The following is a 16,458-nucleotide window of genomic DNA, read 5'->3' as shown; positions in this document are numbered from 1 at the left end:
ATCGGTGCGCGGCTCACGGGCTTGCCCGGTTTCTTGGATGAGTGTCGGATGAAACAGGAGAATCACGATGAGCAACGTCGATACGTTCAAATCGAAGAGCACCCTGACCGTAGGCGATACGGATTATGAGATCTATCGCCTGGATCAGGTCCCAGGGTCAGAGAAGCTTCCTTTCAGCCTCAAGGTGCTGATGGAGAATCTGCTGCGCACTGAAGACGGTGCGAATATCACTTCGGAGCATATCGAAGCCCTCGGCAACTGGGATCCCAGTGCCGAACCGGCTACGGAAATTCAGTTCACCCCCGCCCGTGTGGTCATGCAGGACTTCACCGGCGTGCCCTGCATCGTCGACCTCGCGACAATGCGCGAGAAGGTCGTCGAGCTCGGTGGAAAGCCCGAGCAGGTCAACCCGCTGGCTCCGGCCGAGCTGGTCATCGACCACTCGGTCCAGATCGACAACTTCGGCACCGCCGAAGCGATCGAGCTCAACATGGACATGGAGTACAAGCGCAACGGTGAGCGCTACCAGTTCCTGCGCTGGGGCCAGACGGCCTTCGACGACTTCAAGGTCGTTCCTCCAGGCATGGGCATCGTTCACCAGGTCAACATCGAGCACCTCGCACGCGTCGTCATGCCGCGTGAGGTCGACGGTGTGCTCCGCGCCTACCCGGACACCCTGGTCGGCACCGACTCCCACACCACCATGGTCAACGGCCTCGGAGTGCTCGGTTGGGGCGTCGGCGGCATCGAGGCAGAGGCAGCCATGCTCGGCCAGCCCGTCTCAATGCTCATCCCTCGCGTCGTCGGCTTCAAGCTGACCGGCGAGATTCCCTCCGGTGTGACCGCAACGGACGTCGTGCTCACGATCACCGATATGCTGCGTCAGCACGGAGCCGTCGGCAAGTTCGTCGAGTTCTACGGCGAGGGCGTCTCCGCGGTGCCTCTGGCCAACCGCGCGACGATCGGCAACATGAGCCCCGAGTTCGGTTCGACCGCTGCGATCTTCCCGATCGACGAGGTCACCATCGACTACCTGAAGCTCACCGGTCGTTCGGCCGAACAGATCCAGCTGGTTGAGGACTATGCCAAGGCCCAGGGCCTGTGGCACGACCCCAGCAAGGAAGTTGAGTACTCGGAGTACATCGAGCTCGATCTCTCCTCCGTCGTGCCTTCGATCTCAGGACCGAAGCGCCCGCAGGACCGCATCGAACTCTCCGACGCGAAGAACCAGTTCGCCAAGGACATCCACAACTACGCGAAGCCCGGCGAAGAGAACAAGTCGGCTCCCGTCACCACCGGCGACGGATCCAGCTTCGAACTGGCCAACGGTGCTGTGGCGATCGCTTCGATCACTTCGTGCACCAACACCTCGAACCCATCGGTGATGCTGGCTGCAGGCCTCCTGGCCCGCAATGCCCGCAAGCGCGGACTCAACTCCAAGCCATGGGTCAAGACCTCCATCGCTCCGGGTTCGAAGGTCGTCACCGAGTATTACAAGAAGGCCAACCTCATCGAGGACCTCGAGGCACTCAACTTCTTCGTCGTCGGCTACGGCTGCACCACCTGCATCGGCAACTCCGGACCGCTCGATTCCGATATCTCTCAGAGCATCCAGGACAACGACCTGGCGGTCAGTGCAGTTCTCTCCGGCAACCGTAACTTCGAGGGCCGCATCAGCCCCGATGTGAAGATGAACTACCTCGCCTCGCCTCCACTGGTCATCGCCTATGCTCTGGCCGGAACTATGGACTTCGACTTCGAGAACCAGCCTTTGGGCCAGGACTCGGAAGGCGTGGACGTCTACCTCAAGGATCTGTGGCCCTCGCCGGAAGAGGTCGAATCGGTCATCGCTTCGTCGATCTCGACAGATATGTTCGACGAGGAATACGGCCGGATCTTCGAAGGTGACGACCGCTGGAAGGCGCTGCAGACGCCAGAAGGCGCGATCTTCGAGTGGGACGATGAGTCGACCTACGTGCGCAAACCCACCTTCTTCGACGGAATGGGCCTGGAAGCAGAGCCTGTTTCCGACATCAAGGGTGCACGCGTGCTGGCGAAGCTCGGCGACTCGGTCACCACCGACCACATCTCGCCAGCAGGTTCCTTCAAGGCTGATACTCCGGCCGGCAAGTACCTCATCGATCACGGTGTCGAGCGCAAGGACTTCAACTCCTTCGGTTCGCGTCGCGGCAACCACGAGGTGATGATCCGCGGCACGTTCGCGAACATCCGCCTGCAGAACCAGTTGCTCGACGGAGTCCAGGGTGGCTTCACCCGCGACTTCACGCAGGAGGGCGGTCCGCAGACCTCGATCTTCGACGCATCCGTGAACTACGCGAATGCCGAGACCCCGCTTGTCATCCTCGGTGGCAAGGAATACGGTTCGGGATCCTCGCGTGACTGGGCTGCCAAGGGCACGAAGCTGCTCGGCGTCGAAGCCGTCATCACCGAGAGCTTCGAGCGCATCCACCGCTCGAACCTCATCGGCATGGGCGTTGTTCCCCTGCAGTTCCCCGTCGGCGAGTCAGCTGACTCGCTGGGCCTTGATGGCACGGAGACCTTCTCGATCTCCGGCATCACCGAGCTCAACGAGGGTAAGACCCCCAAGACCGTCAAGGTCTCGGCCGCGAAGGAAGACGGAACCACCGTCGACTTCGATGCAGTGGTCCGCATCGACACCCCGGGTGAAGCCGATTACTACCGCAACGGCGGCATCCTGCAGTACGTGCTGCGTCAGCTCGCGACTGCCTGATAATTATCAGGACTGATTGAACGGTAATCAGGACTGATTGACGAAGGCCGGTGGGAACATCCCGCCGGCCTTCGTCGTGCTCGGGTGGCTATAGCTGGGTGTCCATACCCTTTGTGTACGGTCGGGCAGGAGATGCCGGATTGCGCCAAGCCCTACCGTTGGCGCCAAGGCCTCCTGCAGGTGTGAAGTCCTCCCCGCGCCGCCTATGCCCACCGTTGCTGCCAACTCATACCCTTGGCAGCGCAATGCTGACCGTCAGTGTCTTAAGCAACCTCTGCTGAGAGTGGATTTGCGAGTGGCGGTGTTGGGTGCCGCGGGGGACTCTGCGCCGCTGAGCTCGGACGCGCTGACAACCCGGAGCCCGCGTGCCAGATGCTCGGGTGTCCGTGCCCCAGACACCGGGGTGGCTGTGGATCCAGACACACTCAATGGCGGATGAGCTCGCCTGAAGGCGAACTCTGGGCCGTGAAGCGTTAAGATGATTCGAGCGGAAATTGCAGTATCAGACCATCTATTGTGCATTCAGGAGCGAGGTCGAATGACATTCCTCGAGTCGATGAACTCGCCATCACAGCTGCGTGAACTCGACGACGCCGAGTGCGAGGTCCTGGCGAAGGAGATCAGGGACTACCTGGTCACCACGGTCGCCGGCACAGGTGGTCACCTGGGGCCCAACCTCGGCGTGGTCGAACTCACAGTCGGTCTCCACCGCGTGTTCGAGTCCCCGCACGACACGATCCTCTTCGACGTCGGCCACCAGACCTATGTGCACAAACTCCTCACCGGACGCATGGGGGACTTCTCGAGTCTGCGCCAGCGCGATGGGCTTTCGGGATACCCGAGCCGGGCCGAGAGCGAACACGACGTCATCGAGAACTCCCATGCCTCGGCCTCACTGTCCTGGGCCGACGGAATCGCGAAGGCTCATCAACTCAAAGGTGAAAGCGACCGTCATGTCGTCGCCGTCATCGGTGACGGTGCACTGACCGGCGGTATGGCCTGGGAGGCCCTCAACACCATCGCGGCCGACAAGTCGACACCACCACGCAAGCTCATCATCGTCGTCAACGACAACGGACGCTCCTACGCCCCGACCGTCGGCGGATTCGCCGAGCACCTCGATGAACTGCGCACCACCACCGGATACGAAAAGCTGCTGTCCTGGGGCAAATCGACGCTGCGGCAGTCGGGCGCACCCGGACGGGCCGCCTACAGCGCCATCCACGGGGTCAAACGAGGCCTCAAGGACATGGTCTCCGCTGAGCAGGCCGGAATGTTCGACGAACTCGGGATCAAATATCTGGGTCCTGTCGACGGCCACGACCTGCCGATGGTCGAGAAGGCGCTGCAGCGTGCCAAGCAGTACGACGGCGGCCCCGTCATCGTGCACATGATCACTCAGAAGGGCCAGGGCTACGACCCGGCGCTCAATGACGATGCCGATCAGTTCCACTCCGTCGGAGTCATCGACCCGCTGACCGGCAAGTCGACCCCGTCGAAGCAGACTTCATGGACCTCGGTCTTCGGCAGCGAAGTGCTCGAGATCGCGAAGAACCGCGACGATATCGTCGCAGTCACCGCTGCAATGCTCCTGCCCGTGGGTCTCGCGAAGTTCGCCGAGGTGTATCCGGAGCGGGTCTTCGACGTCGGCATCGCCGAACAGCACGCAGTGACGTCCGCAGCCGGGCTCTCCTACGGCGGACTGCACCCCATCGTGTGCATCTACGCGACGTTCCTCAACCGCGCGTTCGACCAGATACTCATGGACGTGGCCCTGCACGGTCAGGGAGTCACCTTCGTCCTGGACCGGGCAGGAATCACTGGACCCGATGGCGCCAGCCACCACGGAATCTGGGACATGGCGATGCTGCGCATCGTGCCCGGCCTCAAGCTGGCCGCCCCTCGTGATGCGGCGCGTCTGACTGAGGAACTGGCCGAGGCCGTTGCCATCGAGGACGCACCGACCGTGATCCGGTTCCCGCGCGGAAGTGTGGGTACGGACATTCCGGCGCTGCGTCGTCTCGACGATGGCGTCGACGTTCTGCGAGAGGTGCCGGCAGGCACTCCCAAAGACGTACTCATCGTGTCCGTCGGGCCATTTGCCGGACGTGCTCAGGAAGTGGCCGAAGAGTTGGCTGACCAGGGCATTGCGTCAACGATCGTCGACCCGCGTTGGGTGCTGCCTGTGCCAGGCGGTGTCATCGACATGGCCGTTGAGCACAGTCTCGTCGCAGTCATCGAAGACGGCGTCAAGGTCGGTGGCGTCGGTTCACAGATCCGCAGTGATCTGCGCGCCGCTGACTCTCGTGTCGGTGTCCTCGAACTCGGAGCACCCGATGAGTTCCTGCCACAGGGCACTCGCGATGAGATCCTTGAATACGCGGGCCTCGATGTGGCCACCATCGTCTCCGAGATCGTTCATATCCTGCCCGCAGAGGTCAGGGAACGCGCTCAGCAGAGCTCACGCCGAGCCGTCTGACTCGAAGAGCCGTCTGACCCTATGAGCTGCTGAGCCGGGCAGAGAACTTCTCAGGCTCGGGGCAGTGACTCGAGGGTGCTTCTGAGCACCGGTGCGCTCAGTTCGACCTGCCATCTCCGAGCTCCCCTTTCGAAGAGGAACTCCTCGACGTTGACCCTCGACTGCGCGCCGAGCGCCTTGACGATGGCCGGCTGCAGCAGCACATCGTGGGGAATCGTGTGCTCCTCGGACAGCTCGGCCATTGCCGCCTTGAGGGCAGAGACCCGGTCCTTGATATCAGTGTGGCTGAAAGGAGACCGCGACTGCGTTGCGTGCATTTCCTTGCGCGCAGGCAATTCTTCTGTTGTGAGCCGCGTCGCTTTGCGGAAGGCCCGGTACAGTCGACCGGAGTTCGCGCGGGAGAGCTTGGGCCACGTCGCCATGATGTCGTCGCTCGACTGCACCCGTGACTGGGCGAGGGCGACAAGATCGCGATCGCGGAGGATGCGTGAGGGCGCGATGTCAGACTCGGCGGCCATCTCATCACGAGACGTCCACAGTTCGCGCACCTTGGCGATGTCCTTGCGCGATTTGAGCTTGGTCAGCCCATGGGTCCGACGCCAGGGTTCGGTGAAGTGCTTGGGCTGGAAATCGAGGAGATGCTCGAACTCCTGCCTGGCGAACTCCCACTTGTCGGCCTCGATGAGAGCCTCGTGGAGAATGTCGCGGATGGGCAGCAGCACCTCGACGTCAAGGGCTGCGTAGTTGAGCCACTCCTTCGGCAACGGCCGCTTCGACCAGTCGGCTGCCGAGTGCTCCTTGGCCAGACGGACTCCGAGAGTCCTCTCTGCCACGGCGGCGAGACCGAACTTCTCCCACCCGAGCATTCTGGCAGCAAGCTCGGTGTCGAAGAGCACCTCGGGCTGCATGCCGCGTTCCTGCAGACACGGCAGATCCTGGGTCACAGAGTGAATGACCCACTCCGCCCCGGCGAATGCGTCATTGAGCGGGCTGAGGTCAGCAAGCACCTCGGAGTCGAGGAGGTAGGTGCCGGCGTTCGCGCGACGCAGCTGCACCAGGAAGGCTCGTTGGCCGTATCTGATACCCGAGGCACGCTCGGCGTCGATGGCGATGGGACCGGATCCCTGCGCGAGCTCGGCACAGGCCGAGGAGAATTCGGCTGGGGTGTCGACGAGTGGCGGTACGCCGTCTGCGGGTGTGGCCAAGAGCGGTAGTTCGGTTGTCATCGACGTCGCCCGGGCAGGGCTGAAACTCCTTCAGGAAGCGGTGGCAGTCCGGCAACTGTACACAGCAGATCGATCCACGCTTCGAAGTGATCGCCGATCAGTTCCGGCTCCGCGATCACGGGGGTCCATGAAGCGCGCAGCTCCAAGTCTATCGTGGACGGCCGATCGGCAAGCGTGCCGAAGCTCTCGGAGAGGACGCGGGTGGTCGTGCCTCCGGCGGCGACGACCTCGCAGTTATTGGATTCCAGAGCTTCTTCGAGCCAGGTCCAGGCGACCGGACCGAGCATCGTCTCATTGCCGAGTTCGTGTTCGAGTTCGGCACGTATATAGGACACGACCCGGAATCGCCCTTCCCACTCCTCGGGGGAGCTGGGGTCGAAGAGGACGACGATGCGGCCGGTGGCCAATTCGTCGATGGCCTCTCCGCTGGCACGCAGGAAGGTCTCATCGGCGCTGACCTCGGCTCCCAGCGCATAGGAGTACGGCGCCAGACGAGCCGGCGCCGGGATTTCAGAGATCGAGACGTTGTTCGTGTTCCGGGCTTCGCGCAGAACCGAGGTCACGGCGGAGAACTCCGGCGGAATGCGATTGAGAGGTGAGGTGTTGACCACACCTGCCACGATAGATCAGGCCACGGTAGAGGTGAACCGTCCACGCCGTGGCGGAACCAAGAGTTTTCGCCCGCACCCGCGAGCAAGACTCGGAGTCTTGAAACCGGCATCCGGTGGGCATCAGTCCGTGGAGCATGGGAGGATGGAGACATGACTTCAACCTTGTTGCCCGCCCTGCGCGGAGAGCAGATTGCGCACACTCCCGTCTGGTTCATGCGACAGGCAGGCCGCTCACTTCCCGAATACCGCGAACTGCGTGCCGGCACCGCAATGCTTGATGCCTGCCGGACCCCGGAGCTCGTCTCCGAGATCACCCTGCAGCCGGTGCGCCGTCACGGTGTGGATGCCGCCATCTTCTTCTCCGACATCGTGGTGCCGCTGCAGGCGGCCGGAGTCGATGTGGAGATCGTCCCCGGCACCGGTCCCGTGATCGCGAACCCGATCCGCAGCCGTGCCGATGTCAACGCACTGGCCGAGCTCGAACCCGAGCAGATTCCCGATATTGCGGAATCCATCGGCCGGATCCTCGAAGAGCTGGGCCAGGAGACTCCGCTGATCGGATTCGCCGGTGCTCCCTTTACGCTGGCCAGCTACCTCATCGAGGGCGGACCGAGCAAGAACCATGAGAAGACCAAATCCCTCATGGCCTCCGACCCGGAGACCTTCTCCCTGCTGCTGAGCAAGCTCGCTCGGATCTCCTCGACCTTCCTCGACGTCCAGCTCGGCGCCGGAGCCTCAGCGTTCCAGCTCTTCGACTCCTGGGCAGGCTACCTGTCCCGCCGCGACTACGAGGCTCACGTCGTCGAGCACTCCAGCGCGGTCTTCGAATCGCTGCGCCACCACGAGGTGCCGAGCATCCACTTCGGTGTCCAGACCGGTGAGCTCCTGACCTCCATGTCACGCGCCGGCTCCACCGCAGTCGGCGTAGACTTCCGAGTCGACCTGGACGATGCCTCAACGCGAGTGCAGCCGGGCCAACCGCTGCAGGGCAATCTCGATCCGGCGCTGCTCTTCGCCCCTTGGGAGGCTCTGGCACCGCGAATCGAGGAGATCGTGAAACAGGGCCTCAACCATGAAGCAGGCTTCGTCTTCAACCTCGGCCACGGCGTCCTGCCCTACACCGACCCGGACGTGCCCGGACGGATCGTGGACGAAGTCCACCGCGTCTCCGCAGAGATCCTGGCCGCACGAGGCTGAGGCGATGCGTCACATCACGATCGTCGGGGGAGGAATCTCCGGTCTCGTCACCGCCCATCGACTGGCCCCTGATCATCGGGTCACACTCATCGAAGCTGACTCCCGCCTCGGCGGCTGCCTGCATTCGACGACCTTGAACGGGACTGTGCCAGTGGGCCTCGACACCGGTGCCGAAGCCAGCCTGTACCGTCGCCCCGAGACGAAGGACCTGGCTGCCGAACTCGGGCTCGACGTCGAATTCCCCTCCACGAAGCACAGTTCGCGAGTCCTGTCGAAGGGACGCCTCCACCCGATTCCCAAACGCACCGTCATGGGAGTGCCTGGCAACGGCTCCGAGGTCAGTGACCTCCTCGGGCCGGCCGCCAGCGAGCGCGTCGCACATGAGGTCATCACCGCACCGATCGACGGCGGCGATGTGTCATTGGGGGACTTCCTCAGCGACCGCCTCGGCGCTGACCTCGTCGACACACTCGTCGACCCTCTGCTTGGGGGCGTGTATGCGGGACGATGCCGTGACCTGTCGCTGGCGGCGACGGTGCCTGCCCTGCTGCCAGCCGCAGCAGAAGGTACCTCGGTGCTCGAACTGGTCGAGACCCTGCTCGCAGCCCGTGACGCGCAGTCGGCAGCGCTGGCTGACGGGAAGACCCCGCGGCCGGTGTTCATGAGCCTCATCGGCGGGATCAACCGTCTGGTTCCCGCCCTCGTGGAGGGCATCCGCGAGCACAACGGCACCATCCACACCGACACACGAGTGAACTCGGTTCACGTCGACAACGGTCGCTGGACCGTTGAAACCGAGGACTTCAGCCTGGAATCCGACGGTCTGGTGCTGGCCACCCCCGCACACGTGACGAAGGATCTCATCGCCGAGGTGGCCCCTCGGTCCGCATCGATGCTGGCCTCCGTGCCCTACGCGTCCACCGCTCTGATCCCTGCACTTGTCGAGCTCAGAGAGGGTGAACTCGACGGCTCCGGCTTCCTCATCCCGCCGACGGAGAAATCATTCATCAAGGCGTCGACCTTCGTGTCGAACAAGTGGCCCTGGACGGGGGAGCGCATCCCCGCAGGAACCGCCCTGATCAGGATGAGCATCGGACGATACGGGGACGAGCCCGGGGTCTGGCAGGACTGTACGGACGAAGAGCTCATCTCACAGGCCTTCGACGACTGGCAGGCCACCGTCGGCCGGAGTTCGGATCGGCTGATCGCGGCCGAGGCGCATCGCTGGGAACGTGCTCTGCCGCAGTACCTGCCGGGGCATGGTGAGATGGTGGCGAGAATCGATGAGGAGATCAACGACATCGCCGGACTCGAACTGGCCGGTTCGGCCTACTTCGGTGTGGGCATTCCTGCCTGCATCAGCCGGGCAGAGACCGTAGCCCAGAGAATCACATCGATGCAGACCTGAACACTCCAGACGGGCGCGACCACTTCGCAGCCCCGACCACCTCGCAGGCTCGACCGCTACACAGAATCGTGCACAAGCACCGACACACAGAAGAAGGAGCAGGAATGAGCGAATACTCTCACCCCACCGACGAGCAGATCGATCAGGCGAACAACGAGACGCGCTATATCGCGTATTCGGTCTTCGCCTCCGCCGGCGAACTCGGTGACGCCGATCGCGCCGAACTCGCCGACGAGGTCCACGAAGCACTCGCCCCGTTGAAGGAGCAGGGTCTCGTCGTTCGCGGAATCTACGATGTCTCCGCCCTGCGCGCAGATGCCGACGTGATGTTCTGGTGGCATGCGCCGACCATCGAACTGGTCCAGGCCGCCTACTCGGCAGTGCGCCGCAGCATGCTGGGCGGAGTCCTCGAACCTGTGTGGTCAGTCGTGGGACTTCACCGTCCGGCCGAGTTCAACAAGGCGCACCTGCCTGCACTGCTCACCGATGACGAACCAGGCAAGTACATCTGCGTGTACCCGTTCGTCCGCTCCTACGACTGGTATCTCCTTGATCCCGCGGAGCGCTCGAAGATGCTGCGCGATCATGGCATGGCCGCCGCTGGCTACAAGGACATCAAGGCCAATACGATCGCTTCCTTCGCTCTTGGTGACTACGAATGGCTGCTGGCCTTCGAAGCCCCCGAACTTCACCGCATCGTCGACCTCATGCGCGATCTGCGCAACACCGAGGCGCGCCTGCACGTGCGCGAAGAGGTTCCGTTCTACACCGGGCCGCTGCGCGAACTCGTCGATATCATCACCGACTGGCGCTGATTTTTCGGCTCGGGGCCGCGACGGGGGAGACCACCTCGGCGCGGCCCCGAGTGCGTTCCGGGACGCGCACCCCGCGCTGACTATTCGGGGTTCTGCTTCTTCACCACATAGGAATGGCCGTTGGCGTCGGTGCGCATCTCCAGGCCCATCGCGTCGAGGCGCTCATGGCGCAGGTGCTCATCTTCGTAATAGCCACCGGGACGGGAGTTGTCGACTTGTGCAGGGCCGACGATCTTGCGGAAGAAGCGATTGAGCCAGGCAACGCGTCGCTGAGGATCGTGGGAGTCTGACATGTGATTCCATTCGGTGATGTGGAGCCGGACAGCTGGCGTCGGGCTGAGATGAACGCAATACATACAGTGTACACTAATCATTAGTGCACTAACTAAATGGCGTCGCCGGTGGAAGGACAAAGAAGAGATGCAGACCAGAAACGATCCTCTGGCTCTGGAGAGCCAGATCTGCTTCGCCCTGGCCGTGGCCTCTCGCGGAGTGATCTCCGCCTATCGCTCGGTGCTCGAGCCCATCAATCTCACCCACCCGCAGTATCTGGTCATGTTGGCTCTCTGGCAGCATGAGAGGCTGCCGGTGCGAAAGATCGCCGAGCTGCTGCGACTCGAGGCGGCAACGGTGTCGCCGCTGATCAAACGTCTCGAAGCATTGGACTACGTGGAGAAGCGACGCAGCAGCCACGACGAGAGGATCGTCGAAGTCTCCCTGACCGAGACTGGTGCGAATCTGCGGAAGACGGCTGAGGCGATTCCCGGGCAGATGATGGCCAAGCTCGATATGGGCGAGGGAGATCTGCGTGAACTCCACTCAACGATGACACGCCTCATCGAGGCAGTCGACGCCTCTCAGGCGCAGCAGCAGGACAGTTCGGCCCAAGCCTAGTGTGTCCCGAAGCCTCAGGCGGTCGCCGGGCGTGACATCGGAGTGTGCTCGATCCCGTCCTCGAAGAATCGTGGACCATTCGGGCTGAACCCGAAGCCGGCGTAGAAGCCCTCAAGGTGAGATTGAGCGTTGAGCGTCAACAGTCCGTGACTGTGACCGGCGACGAGCTCACTGATGAGCCGTCGCCCCCAGCCACCGCCGCGGACCTCGGGATTGGTCACGACGCGACCGATGCTGCGGGCACCGGGCTCGAACGCCGGCCCGTCCGGGAAATCGGGCGGCAGCATACGAGCGTAGGCATTGGGGGCCAGACTCCGGCCCACCTCGGCGCCGTGAGAATCCTGCATGGTTCGAACGTCTCCGGGGAAGAAAGCGTGCAGGGTCCGCGGCAGAGTGTCTACACCGTCCTGGTCGAGGAAGATGCAGCTCTGCTCGACGACGAAGACCTGGGAGCGCAGCTGCATGATCCCGTAGAGCTCGGCGAGGGTGAGTTCGTCGAAGGTCTTGACGACGAGCTGGGAGTCTTCGCTCACTCCTGTCCCTCGGTGAGCCGCAGCGACACCGAGTTCAGGCAGTAACGCAGGTCGGTGGGCGTGTCGTAGCCTTCGCCCTCGAACAGGTGACCCATGTGCGAATCGCAGTTCGCGCACCGGACCTCGATGCGCTCCATGCCCAACGAAGAATCGCGGAGGTAGCGCACCCGGTCCTCGGCCAGTGGTGCATAGAACGAGGGCCAACCGCAGTGGGAGGAGAACTTGGTGTCGGAGGGGAACAGATCCGCGCCGCAGGCACGGCACTGGTACATTCCGACAGTCGTCGTGTCGACGTATTCGCCCGTGAACGGACGTTCCGTACCGCCCTGCCTCAACACCGCGAATTCGGCAGGAGTGAGCACATCCTGCCAGCGGACTTCCTCGGGATTGGCTTCTGCATTGGCATTCGGTGACTGACTCATCGCGACCTCCGGGCCTTGTCGGTTTCTCGTGTCTCCCATTGTCCCACCGCCGCCTGACACACCGGCAGTCCGGCTGCGGACGATGCGTGGTGTGGCAGCGCGCGGACTCTGGGAAGCCTTCTCACCTGCACAACAGCGTTTGGAGACTGCTCATTCCTTGGGCGACAATGAAGGCAGGAGGTTTTCATGGTTCGCGACACTAAATTCCCGACTCGCCTGCTTCTGGCTTCGGTGGGTGTCGGTGCTGGGATCGGCGCTGTGATCTCGGTGGCGTCCTCGGGGCTGGCCGTCTACTTCGCACGTAAGATCGTGGTGCCCGAGAATGCGCCGGAAGAGCTCGAGATTCTCCACATCGATGGATTCTCGCCCAATATGCGCATTCATCTGCCCGCCACCGAAGAGACGACGGTGCGCGGCACCTATGGCCTCTACTTCAACCAGGGTGCCGGACATGCCGTGATCGGTGACATCGTCGAATACGATCCGCGATCGAGAACCGTGTCCCGGGAGATCCTCTCGGTGACTCGCGGCGACATCAAACGTGCCGCTCACGGCCGTTGGACGGGCATCGTGTACCCGGAGCCGCTGGCGGCTGGAGTCGACGCGAAGGACATCGAGATCGAGTCCGATGCAGGCAAGCTCCCGGCCTGGCTTCTGCTCACCGACCATCCCGAGCCGCAGAGCACCTGGGCGATCCTCGTCCACGGTCGTGCCAGCACCCGTGCCGAGGGCCTGCGTGCCGCACCGATCCTCAACACGCTGGGGATTCCTGCGATCGCCATGTCCTATCGCAACGACGCCGAGGTGCGGGTCGAGACCACCTCTCGCTACGGACTCGGCGACACCGAATGGATCGACGTGGACGCCGCGATCGACTTCGCGCTCTCACACGGTGCCAGCGACGTCGTTCTCATCGGCTGGTCGATGGGTGGAGCCATCGCGCTCCAGGCCGCTTCCCGCGGACGCAACAGACGTTTTGTCAAGGCACTCGTCCTCGACGGACCAGTCGTCGACTGGGTGAATGTCCTCGATAACCAGGCCCGCCTCAACATGCTGCCGACCCCGATCGCGAAACTCACCTTGGAGATGATCACCCAGCCGTGGGCGCGTCCGATCACCGGGCTGCAGACGCCGCTGGACCTGGGCCGATTGGACTGGGTGACCCGTGCCGCTGAGCTTGACGTTCCGGTGCTGCTCATCCACTCCGACGATGACGAGTTCGTACCTTCTTCGCCATCTCACGCGCTGGCATCGGTGCGCCGTGACCTGGTGACGATGCCCGTCTACGAGAAGGCCCGCCACACCAAGGAATGGAACGTCGACCCCGTCCGCTGGGAAGACGATGTGGCGAACTTCCTCGAGGCGAAGGTCCTGCCCAAGAGCGGATAACGGGTCTCAGGGCCGCAGCACCAGAGTGTCCTCGGTATGCCGGTCCAAGGCATCCGGAGTGTAGGGCCAGGGCCGGGTCTTATTGGCTGCCCAGTCCTCGGTCTGATCCGCATAATGCGGGTGGAAGGCATGACCAGAGGCACCCGTGAGGTTGATCCACTGCGAGTGGTTGAAGTCCTTGAGGTCGATGATCTGCCTCATCGAAGGCACCCAGTTCGTCTCGAATCCGACCGAGGCATCCCAGCCGGTGGCGTTGACCTCTCCGGAACCGCCCGCGACCTCATAGGGGCCACGGTTGAACAGCTGCTCGATGGGTTTGATCCCCGATTCGCCGAGGCTGGCGTTGCGGATGGTCAGTCTGTGCAGAATGCCCCAGCGCCAGGTCACGGGCTCGGAGCCGAGCAGATCCTCAGTCGTCTCCCACGCCGAGTCCATGGCCCGAGTCAGTGCCTCGTCCCGATCATCGACCTCGGAATCGGCCCACCAATCGGAGTCGGGGTCCTTGAGCTGGTTCTTGATGATGAGGTACCAGCGTGACCCGCCTCCAGGCGGCACAGCGTCGGGCAGCTTGGGAGCGAAGACCTCGTCGAGGATCGTCTTCGTGAGCACGTTGAAATAGGCTGCGGCGGCACTGTTGGCATCATCGCGGCCGTCCCATGACGAGAGCAGCTCCTGCGCTTCGGCGATGTCGCTGCCTTCCTCTGCCTCAAGGTCCTCCAACAGAGGGATCAGGGTCAGGGCAAGTGGATTGAGGTCATCGCCCTGAATCCGAGACATGTCGTCAGTCGTGACGTCTCCGTCGGCAATGGTGTCCTGGACCAGCTTCGTGATTCGCCGAGCCCGGTCCCCATCGTCGAAGTCATTGCTCAGCTGGACGGAATCCCCAGGGGGAGTGACCGGGTTGTTGGCCGTCACGATCCACCCGCGTTCGGGGTTGTAGAGACTCGGCAGGTCCTTGAAGTCGAGGTATCCCTGCCAGTTTTCGTCGGTCTTCCACCCGTGTCGGGGCAGCATGCCGTCGCCCTTGCCCCGTTTGGGGATCTTGCCCGGTGCCTGGTAGCCGATGTTGCCGGCGGTGTCCGCGTAGATGAGGTTCTGGGACGGCACGTCGAAGAGCGAGGCGGCCTGACGGAATTCGCCCCAGTTCCTGGCCGCGTTGAGTCCGAAGATCGCGGAGGCAGTATTGCCCGGCTGCAGAGCCGTCCACTGCAGCGCCAGCTGGTAGTGCTCCTCCGCCGGACCCGATTTCGTATCGGAGGTGTCGGCTCCCGTCGCAGCATCGAGGACACCCCGGTAAGGGCCCTCGAGGTCTGAGATAAGCGGACCATTGCTCGTCGAGCGGATCGTGATCTCGCGCGGTTCCTGCTTCGCGATCTTCACGGTCTCTTTGCGGGTGGTGACCGCTTCGTCGCCGGTGTCACGAACTGCTTCGCCGTCGCGGATCCTCTCCACCACGAGGTCGGCGACGTCGGGTCCCAGATTCGTCAGCCCCCAGGCGATGTTCTGGTTGTGTCCGATGACGACCCCGGGCAGTCCGGAAAAGGAGAAGCCGGACACGTCGAAGGGGCATTCGGGCGTGATCTCGGTGCAGCGCAGACCGATCTGATGCCATACCGAGGGCATGGACGGAGACAGGTGCGGATCGTTGGCCAGAAGCGGGGCGCCGGTGGCCGTGTGCTCACCGGAGACGACCCAGGAATTCGATCCGATGTCATGACTGTTGACCCCCAACAGTGTGGGCAGCGACTTCAGCTGCTGCTTGAGCTCGCCGAGGTTGCCCGGAGTCTGGCCGTCCACCTCGGCGTCCGTTCGTGGTGCGTTGACGCCGGCCACTTCGCCGCCGGCTCGTGCTTCGTCCTCGCCGGAGTCGGCTCTGGGCGCGTCACCGCCACCTGCTGTGCTGCCACCGGGTTTACCCGCTCCGCTCTTGCGGCTTGTCGCGGGCGCTTTAGCTCCGGCGTTGCCGCCGGTGATCGTCGGTCGGGTGTCATAGGGGTAGTCGGGGTAGATATCGGCCATCTGCTCGTCGTCGAGTCCGGTTGTGCTGATGGCGCGGTCGATTTCGTCCTCAACGTTCGAACGCAGGTCCCAGGCCATGGCCTTGAGCCAGGACACGCTGTCGACGGGTGTCCACTCCTCGATCTCGACCCCACCGTTCTGCAGGCCGACGATTCCGTACTCGAGGGACACCTCGGTAGGGGACTTGTCGTGCAGATAGGCGTTCACGCCTTCGGCATAGGCTTCGTAGTATGCGCGCGTTTTGTCATCGAGTGCCGCGACCTCCGCCTCGGCGACCTTGCGCCAGCCCAGAGTGCGAATGAACGAGTCGGTGCCGAACTGTGATTCTCCGAAGAGCTCCGAGAGCCGACCCGAGGTGACATGCCGGCGGAAGTCCATCTCCCAGAAGCGGTCCTGGGCATGGACGAAGCCCTGGGCCATGAAGAGGTCATGGGAGGTGCTGGCTTCCACGGTCGGGACTCCCGATTCATCTCGTGTGACGCTGACCTCGGCATCGAGGCCAGGCAACGACATGTCACCGTCCGTGGTGGGAAACGACCGACGCATGATGAAGACACCGAGCAGGGTGAGGATCAGCAGCAGGACGAGGACTGCGGCGAGGACGCGGATGAGGACCTTCATGCTCACGAAGCGATGCGATCCCGATGGGCGGCGGACCGCCGCCACCAGTGCACTGGAATCCTCGGGATCCGCGTCTGCCATGTGTCTCCTTC

General features: G+C 63.3%; 13 protein-coding genes. 7 read left to right on the top strand and 6 right to left on the bottom strand.

All coding sequences use genetic code 11. The features are described from left to right. The first annotated feature begins 67 nt into the window (after positions 1-67). The gene (acnA, locus tag BAUR9175_RS01075; RefSeq protein WP_101582689.1) at positions 68-2,752 is read left to right on the top strand and encodes an aconitate hydratase AcnA; all 2,685 of its coding nucleotides are present in this window, start codon (positions 68-70) and stop codon (positions 2,750-2,752) included. Positions 2,753-3,290: 538 nt separating this feature from the next. Then, positions 3,291-5,231: a 1-deoxy-D-xylulose-5-phosphate synthase gene (dxs, locus tag BAUR9175_RS01070; RefSeq protein ID WP_069600292.1), complete on the top strand. Its 1,941-nt coding sequence runs from the start codon at positions 3,291-3,293 to the stop codon at positions 5,229-5,231. 50 nt (positions 5,232-5,281) lie between these two features. Here dxs and BAUR9175_RS01065 read toward each other — a convergent pair whose 3' ends face one another. Both BAUR9175_RS01065 and BAUR9175_RS01060 read right to left on the bottom strand, forming a co-directional pair. Continuing rightward, entirely contained in the window at positions 5,282-6,457 is a 1,176-nt protein-coding gene (locus BAUR9175_RS01065) for an HRDC domain-containing protein (RefSeq protein ID WP_069600291.1), read from the bottom strand. Beyond that, positions 6,454-7,068, bottom strand: a complete 615-nt coding sequence (locus tag BAUR9175_RS01060) for a DUF3000 domain-containing protein (RefSeq protein WP_009884409.1) — start codon at positions 7,066-7,068, stop codon at positions 6,454-6,456. The genes BAUR9175_RS01065 and BAUR9175_RS01060 overlap by 4 nt, the downstream gene beginning before the upstream one ends. 150 nt (positions 7,069-7,218) lie before the next feature. Here BAUR9175_RS01060 and hemE point away from each other — a divergent pair, with 150 nt between their 5' ends. From hemE to hemQ, 3 genes are all read left to right on the top strand, one after another. Next, entirely contained in the window at positions 7,219-8,265 is a 1,047-nt protein-coding gene (gene hemE / locus BAUR9175_RS01055) for a uroporphyrinogen decarboxylase (RefSeq protein WP_009884410.1), read from the top strand. A 4-nt stretch (positions 8,266-8,269) separates the two neighbouring features. Beyond that, the gene (hemG, locus tag BAUR9175_RS01050; protein WP_069600290.1) at positions 8,270-9,673 is read left to right on the top strand and encodes a protoporphyrinogen oxidase; all 1,404 of its coding nucleotides are present in this window, start codon (positions 8,270-8,272) and stop codon (positions 9,671-9,673) included. A gap of 104 nt (positions 9,674-9,777) precedes the next feature. Next, positions 9,778-10,488, top strand: coding sequence for a hydrogen peroxide-dependent heme synthase (gene hemQ, locus BAUR9175_RS01045; protein ID WP_009884412.1), 711 nt, complete (start codon positions 9,778-9,780; stop codon positions 10,486-10,488). An 80-nt stretch (positions 10,489-10,568) separates the two neighbouring features. On the opposite strand, the gene BAUR9175_RS01040 is transcribed toward hemQ, so the two are convergent. Further along, positions 10,569-10,781 carry a hypothetical protein gene (locus BAUR9175_RS01040; protein ID WP_035279299.1) on the bottom strand — a complete coding sequence of 71 codons (213 nt, stop codon included), beginning with the start codon at positions 10,779-10,781 and terminating at the stop codon, positions 10,569-10,571. A 127-nt stretch (positions 10,782-10,908) separates the two neighbouring features. Between BAUR9175_RS01040 and BAUR9175_RS01035 the strand changes: the two genes are divergently transcribed. Continuing rightward, entirely contained in the window at positions 10,909-11,382 is a 474-nt protein-coding gene (locus tag BAUR9175_RS01035) for a MarR family winged helix-turn-helix transcriptional regulator (protein WP_101582687.1), read from the top strand. Between the two features lie 14 nt (positions 11,383-11,396). Here the strand turns inward: BAUR9175_RS01035 and BAUR9175_RS01030 are convergent, their stop codons facing one another. Together BAUR9175_RS01030 and msrB are read right to left on the bottom strand one after the other, a co-directional pair. Next, the gene (locus tag BAUR9175_RS01030; protein ID WP_009884415.1) at positions 11,397-11,915 is read right to left on the bottom strand and encodes a GNAT family N-acetyltransferase; all 519 of its coding nucleotides are present in this window, start codon (positions 11,913-11,915) and stop codon (positions 11,397-11,399) included. Continuing rightward, a complete protein-coding gene (gene msrB / locus BAUR9175_RS01025) occupies positions 11,912-12,337 on the bottom strand; it encodes a peptide-methionine (R)-S-oxide reductase MsrB (protein ID WP_009884416.1) in 426 nt (141 codons plus the stop codon). Before msrB ends, BAUR9175_RS01030 begins: the two co-directional genes overlap by 4 nt. Before the next feature lie 186 nt (positions 12,338-12,523). Here msrB and BAUR9175_RS01020 point away from each other — a divergent pair, with 186 nt between their 5' ends. Further along, positions 12,524-13,726 (top strand): alpha/beta hydrolase family protein, encoded by a 1,203-nt coding sequence (locus tag BAUR9175_RS01020; RefSeq protein ID WP_096163032.1) that lies wholly within the window; start codon positions 12,524-12,526, stop codon positions 13,724-13,726. Positions 13,727-13,732: 6 nt separating this feature from the next. Here BAUR9175_RS01020 and BAUR9175_RS01015 read toward each other — a convergent pair whose 3' ends face one another. Next, positions 13,733-16,447: a penicillin acylase family protein gene (locus tag BAUR9175_RS01015; RefSeq protein WP_096163033.1), complete on the bottom strand. Its 2,715-nt coding sequence runs from the start codon at positions 16,445-16,447 to the stop codon at positions 13,733-13,735. Positions 16,448-16,458 lie beyond the last annotated feature (11 nt).

Origin of the sequence: Brevibacterium aurantiacum (assembly GCF_900169065.1) — a bacterium.
Lineage (GTDB): Bacteria > Actinomycetota > Actinomycetes > Actinomycetales > Brevibacteriaceae > Brevibacterium > Brevibacterium aurantiacum.
The sequence above is the reverse complement of the archived record's forward strand: the minus strand, read 5'-3'. Positions and strand labels throughout refer to the sequence as shown.

Excerpts from the sequence above, each read along its gene's own strand:
- acnA (WP_101582689.1), top strand. The coding sequence starts at position 68 with ATGAGCAACGTCGATACGTTCAAATCGAAGAGCACCCTGACCGTAGGC.
- dxs (WP_069600292.1), top strand. The coding sequence starts at position 3,291 with ATGACATTCCTCGAGTCGATGAACTCGCCATCACAGCTGCGTGAACTC.
- BAUR9175_RS01065 (WP_069600291.1), bottom strand. The coding sequence starts at position 6,457 with ATGACAACCGAACTACCGCTCTTGGCCACACCCGCAGACGGCGTACCG.
- hemE (WP_009884410.1), top strand. The coding sequence starts at position 7,219 with ATGACTTCAACCTTGTTGCCCGCCCTGCGCGGAGAGCAGATTGCGCAC.
- hemG (WP_069600290.1), top strand. The coding sequence starts at position 8,270 with ATGCGTCACATCACGATCGTCGGGGGAGGAATCTCCGGTCTCGTCACC.
- hemQ (WP_009884412.1), top strand. The coding sequence starts at position 9,778 with ATGAGCGAATACTCTCACCCCACCGACGAGCAGATCGATCAGGCGAAC.
- BAUR9175_RS01040 (WP_035279299.1), bottom strand. The coding sequence starts at position 10,781 with ATGTCAGACTCCCACGATCCTCAGCGACGCGTTGCCTGGCTCAATCGC.
- BAUR9175_RS01035 (WP_101582687.1), top strand. The coding sequence starts at position 10,909 with ATGCAGACCAGAAACGATCCTCTGGCTCTGGAGAGCCAGATCTGCTTC.
- msrB (WP_009884416.1), bottom strand. The coding sequence starts at position 12,337 with ATGAGTCAGTCACCGAATGCCAATGCAGAAGCCAATCCCGAGGAAGTC.
- BAUR9175_RS01020 (WP_096163032.1), top strand. The coding sequence starts at position 12,524 with ATGGTTCGCGACACTAAATTCCCGACTCGCCTGCTTCTGGCTTCGGTG.
- BAUR9175_RS01015 (WP_096163033.1), bottom strand. The coding sequence starts at position 16,447 with ATGGCAGACGCGGATCCCGAGGATTCCAGTGCACTGGTGGCGGCGGTC.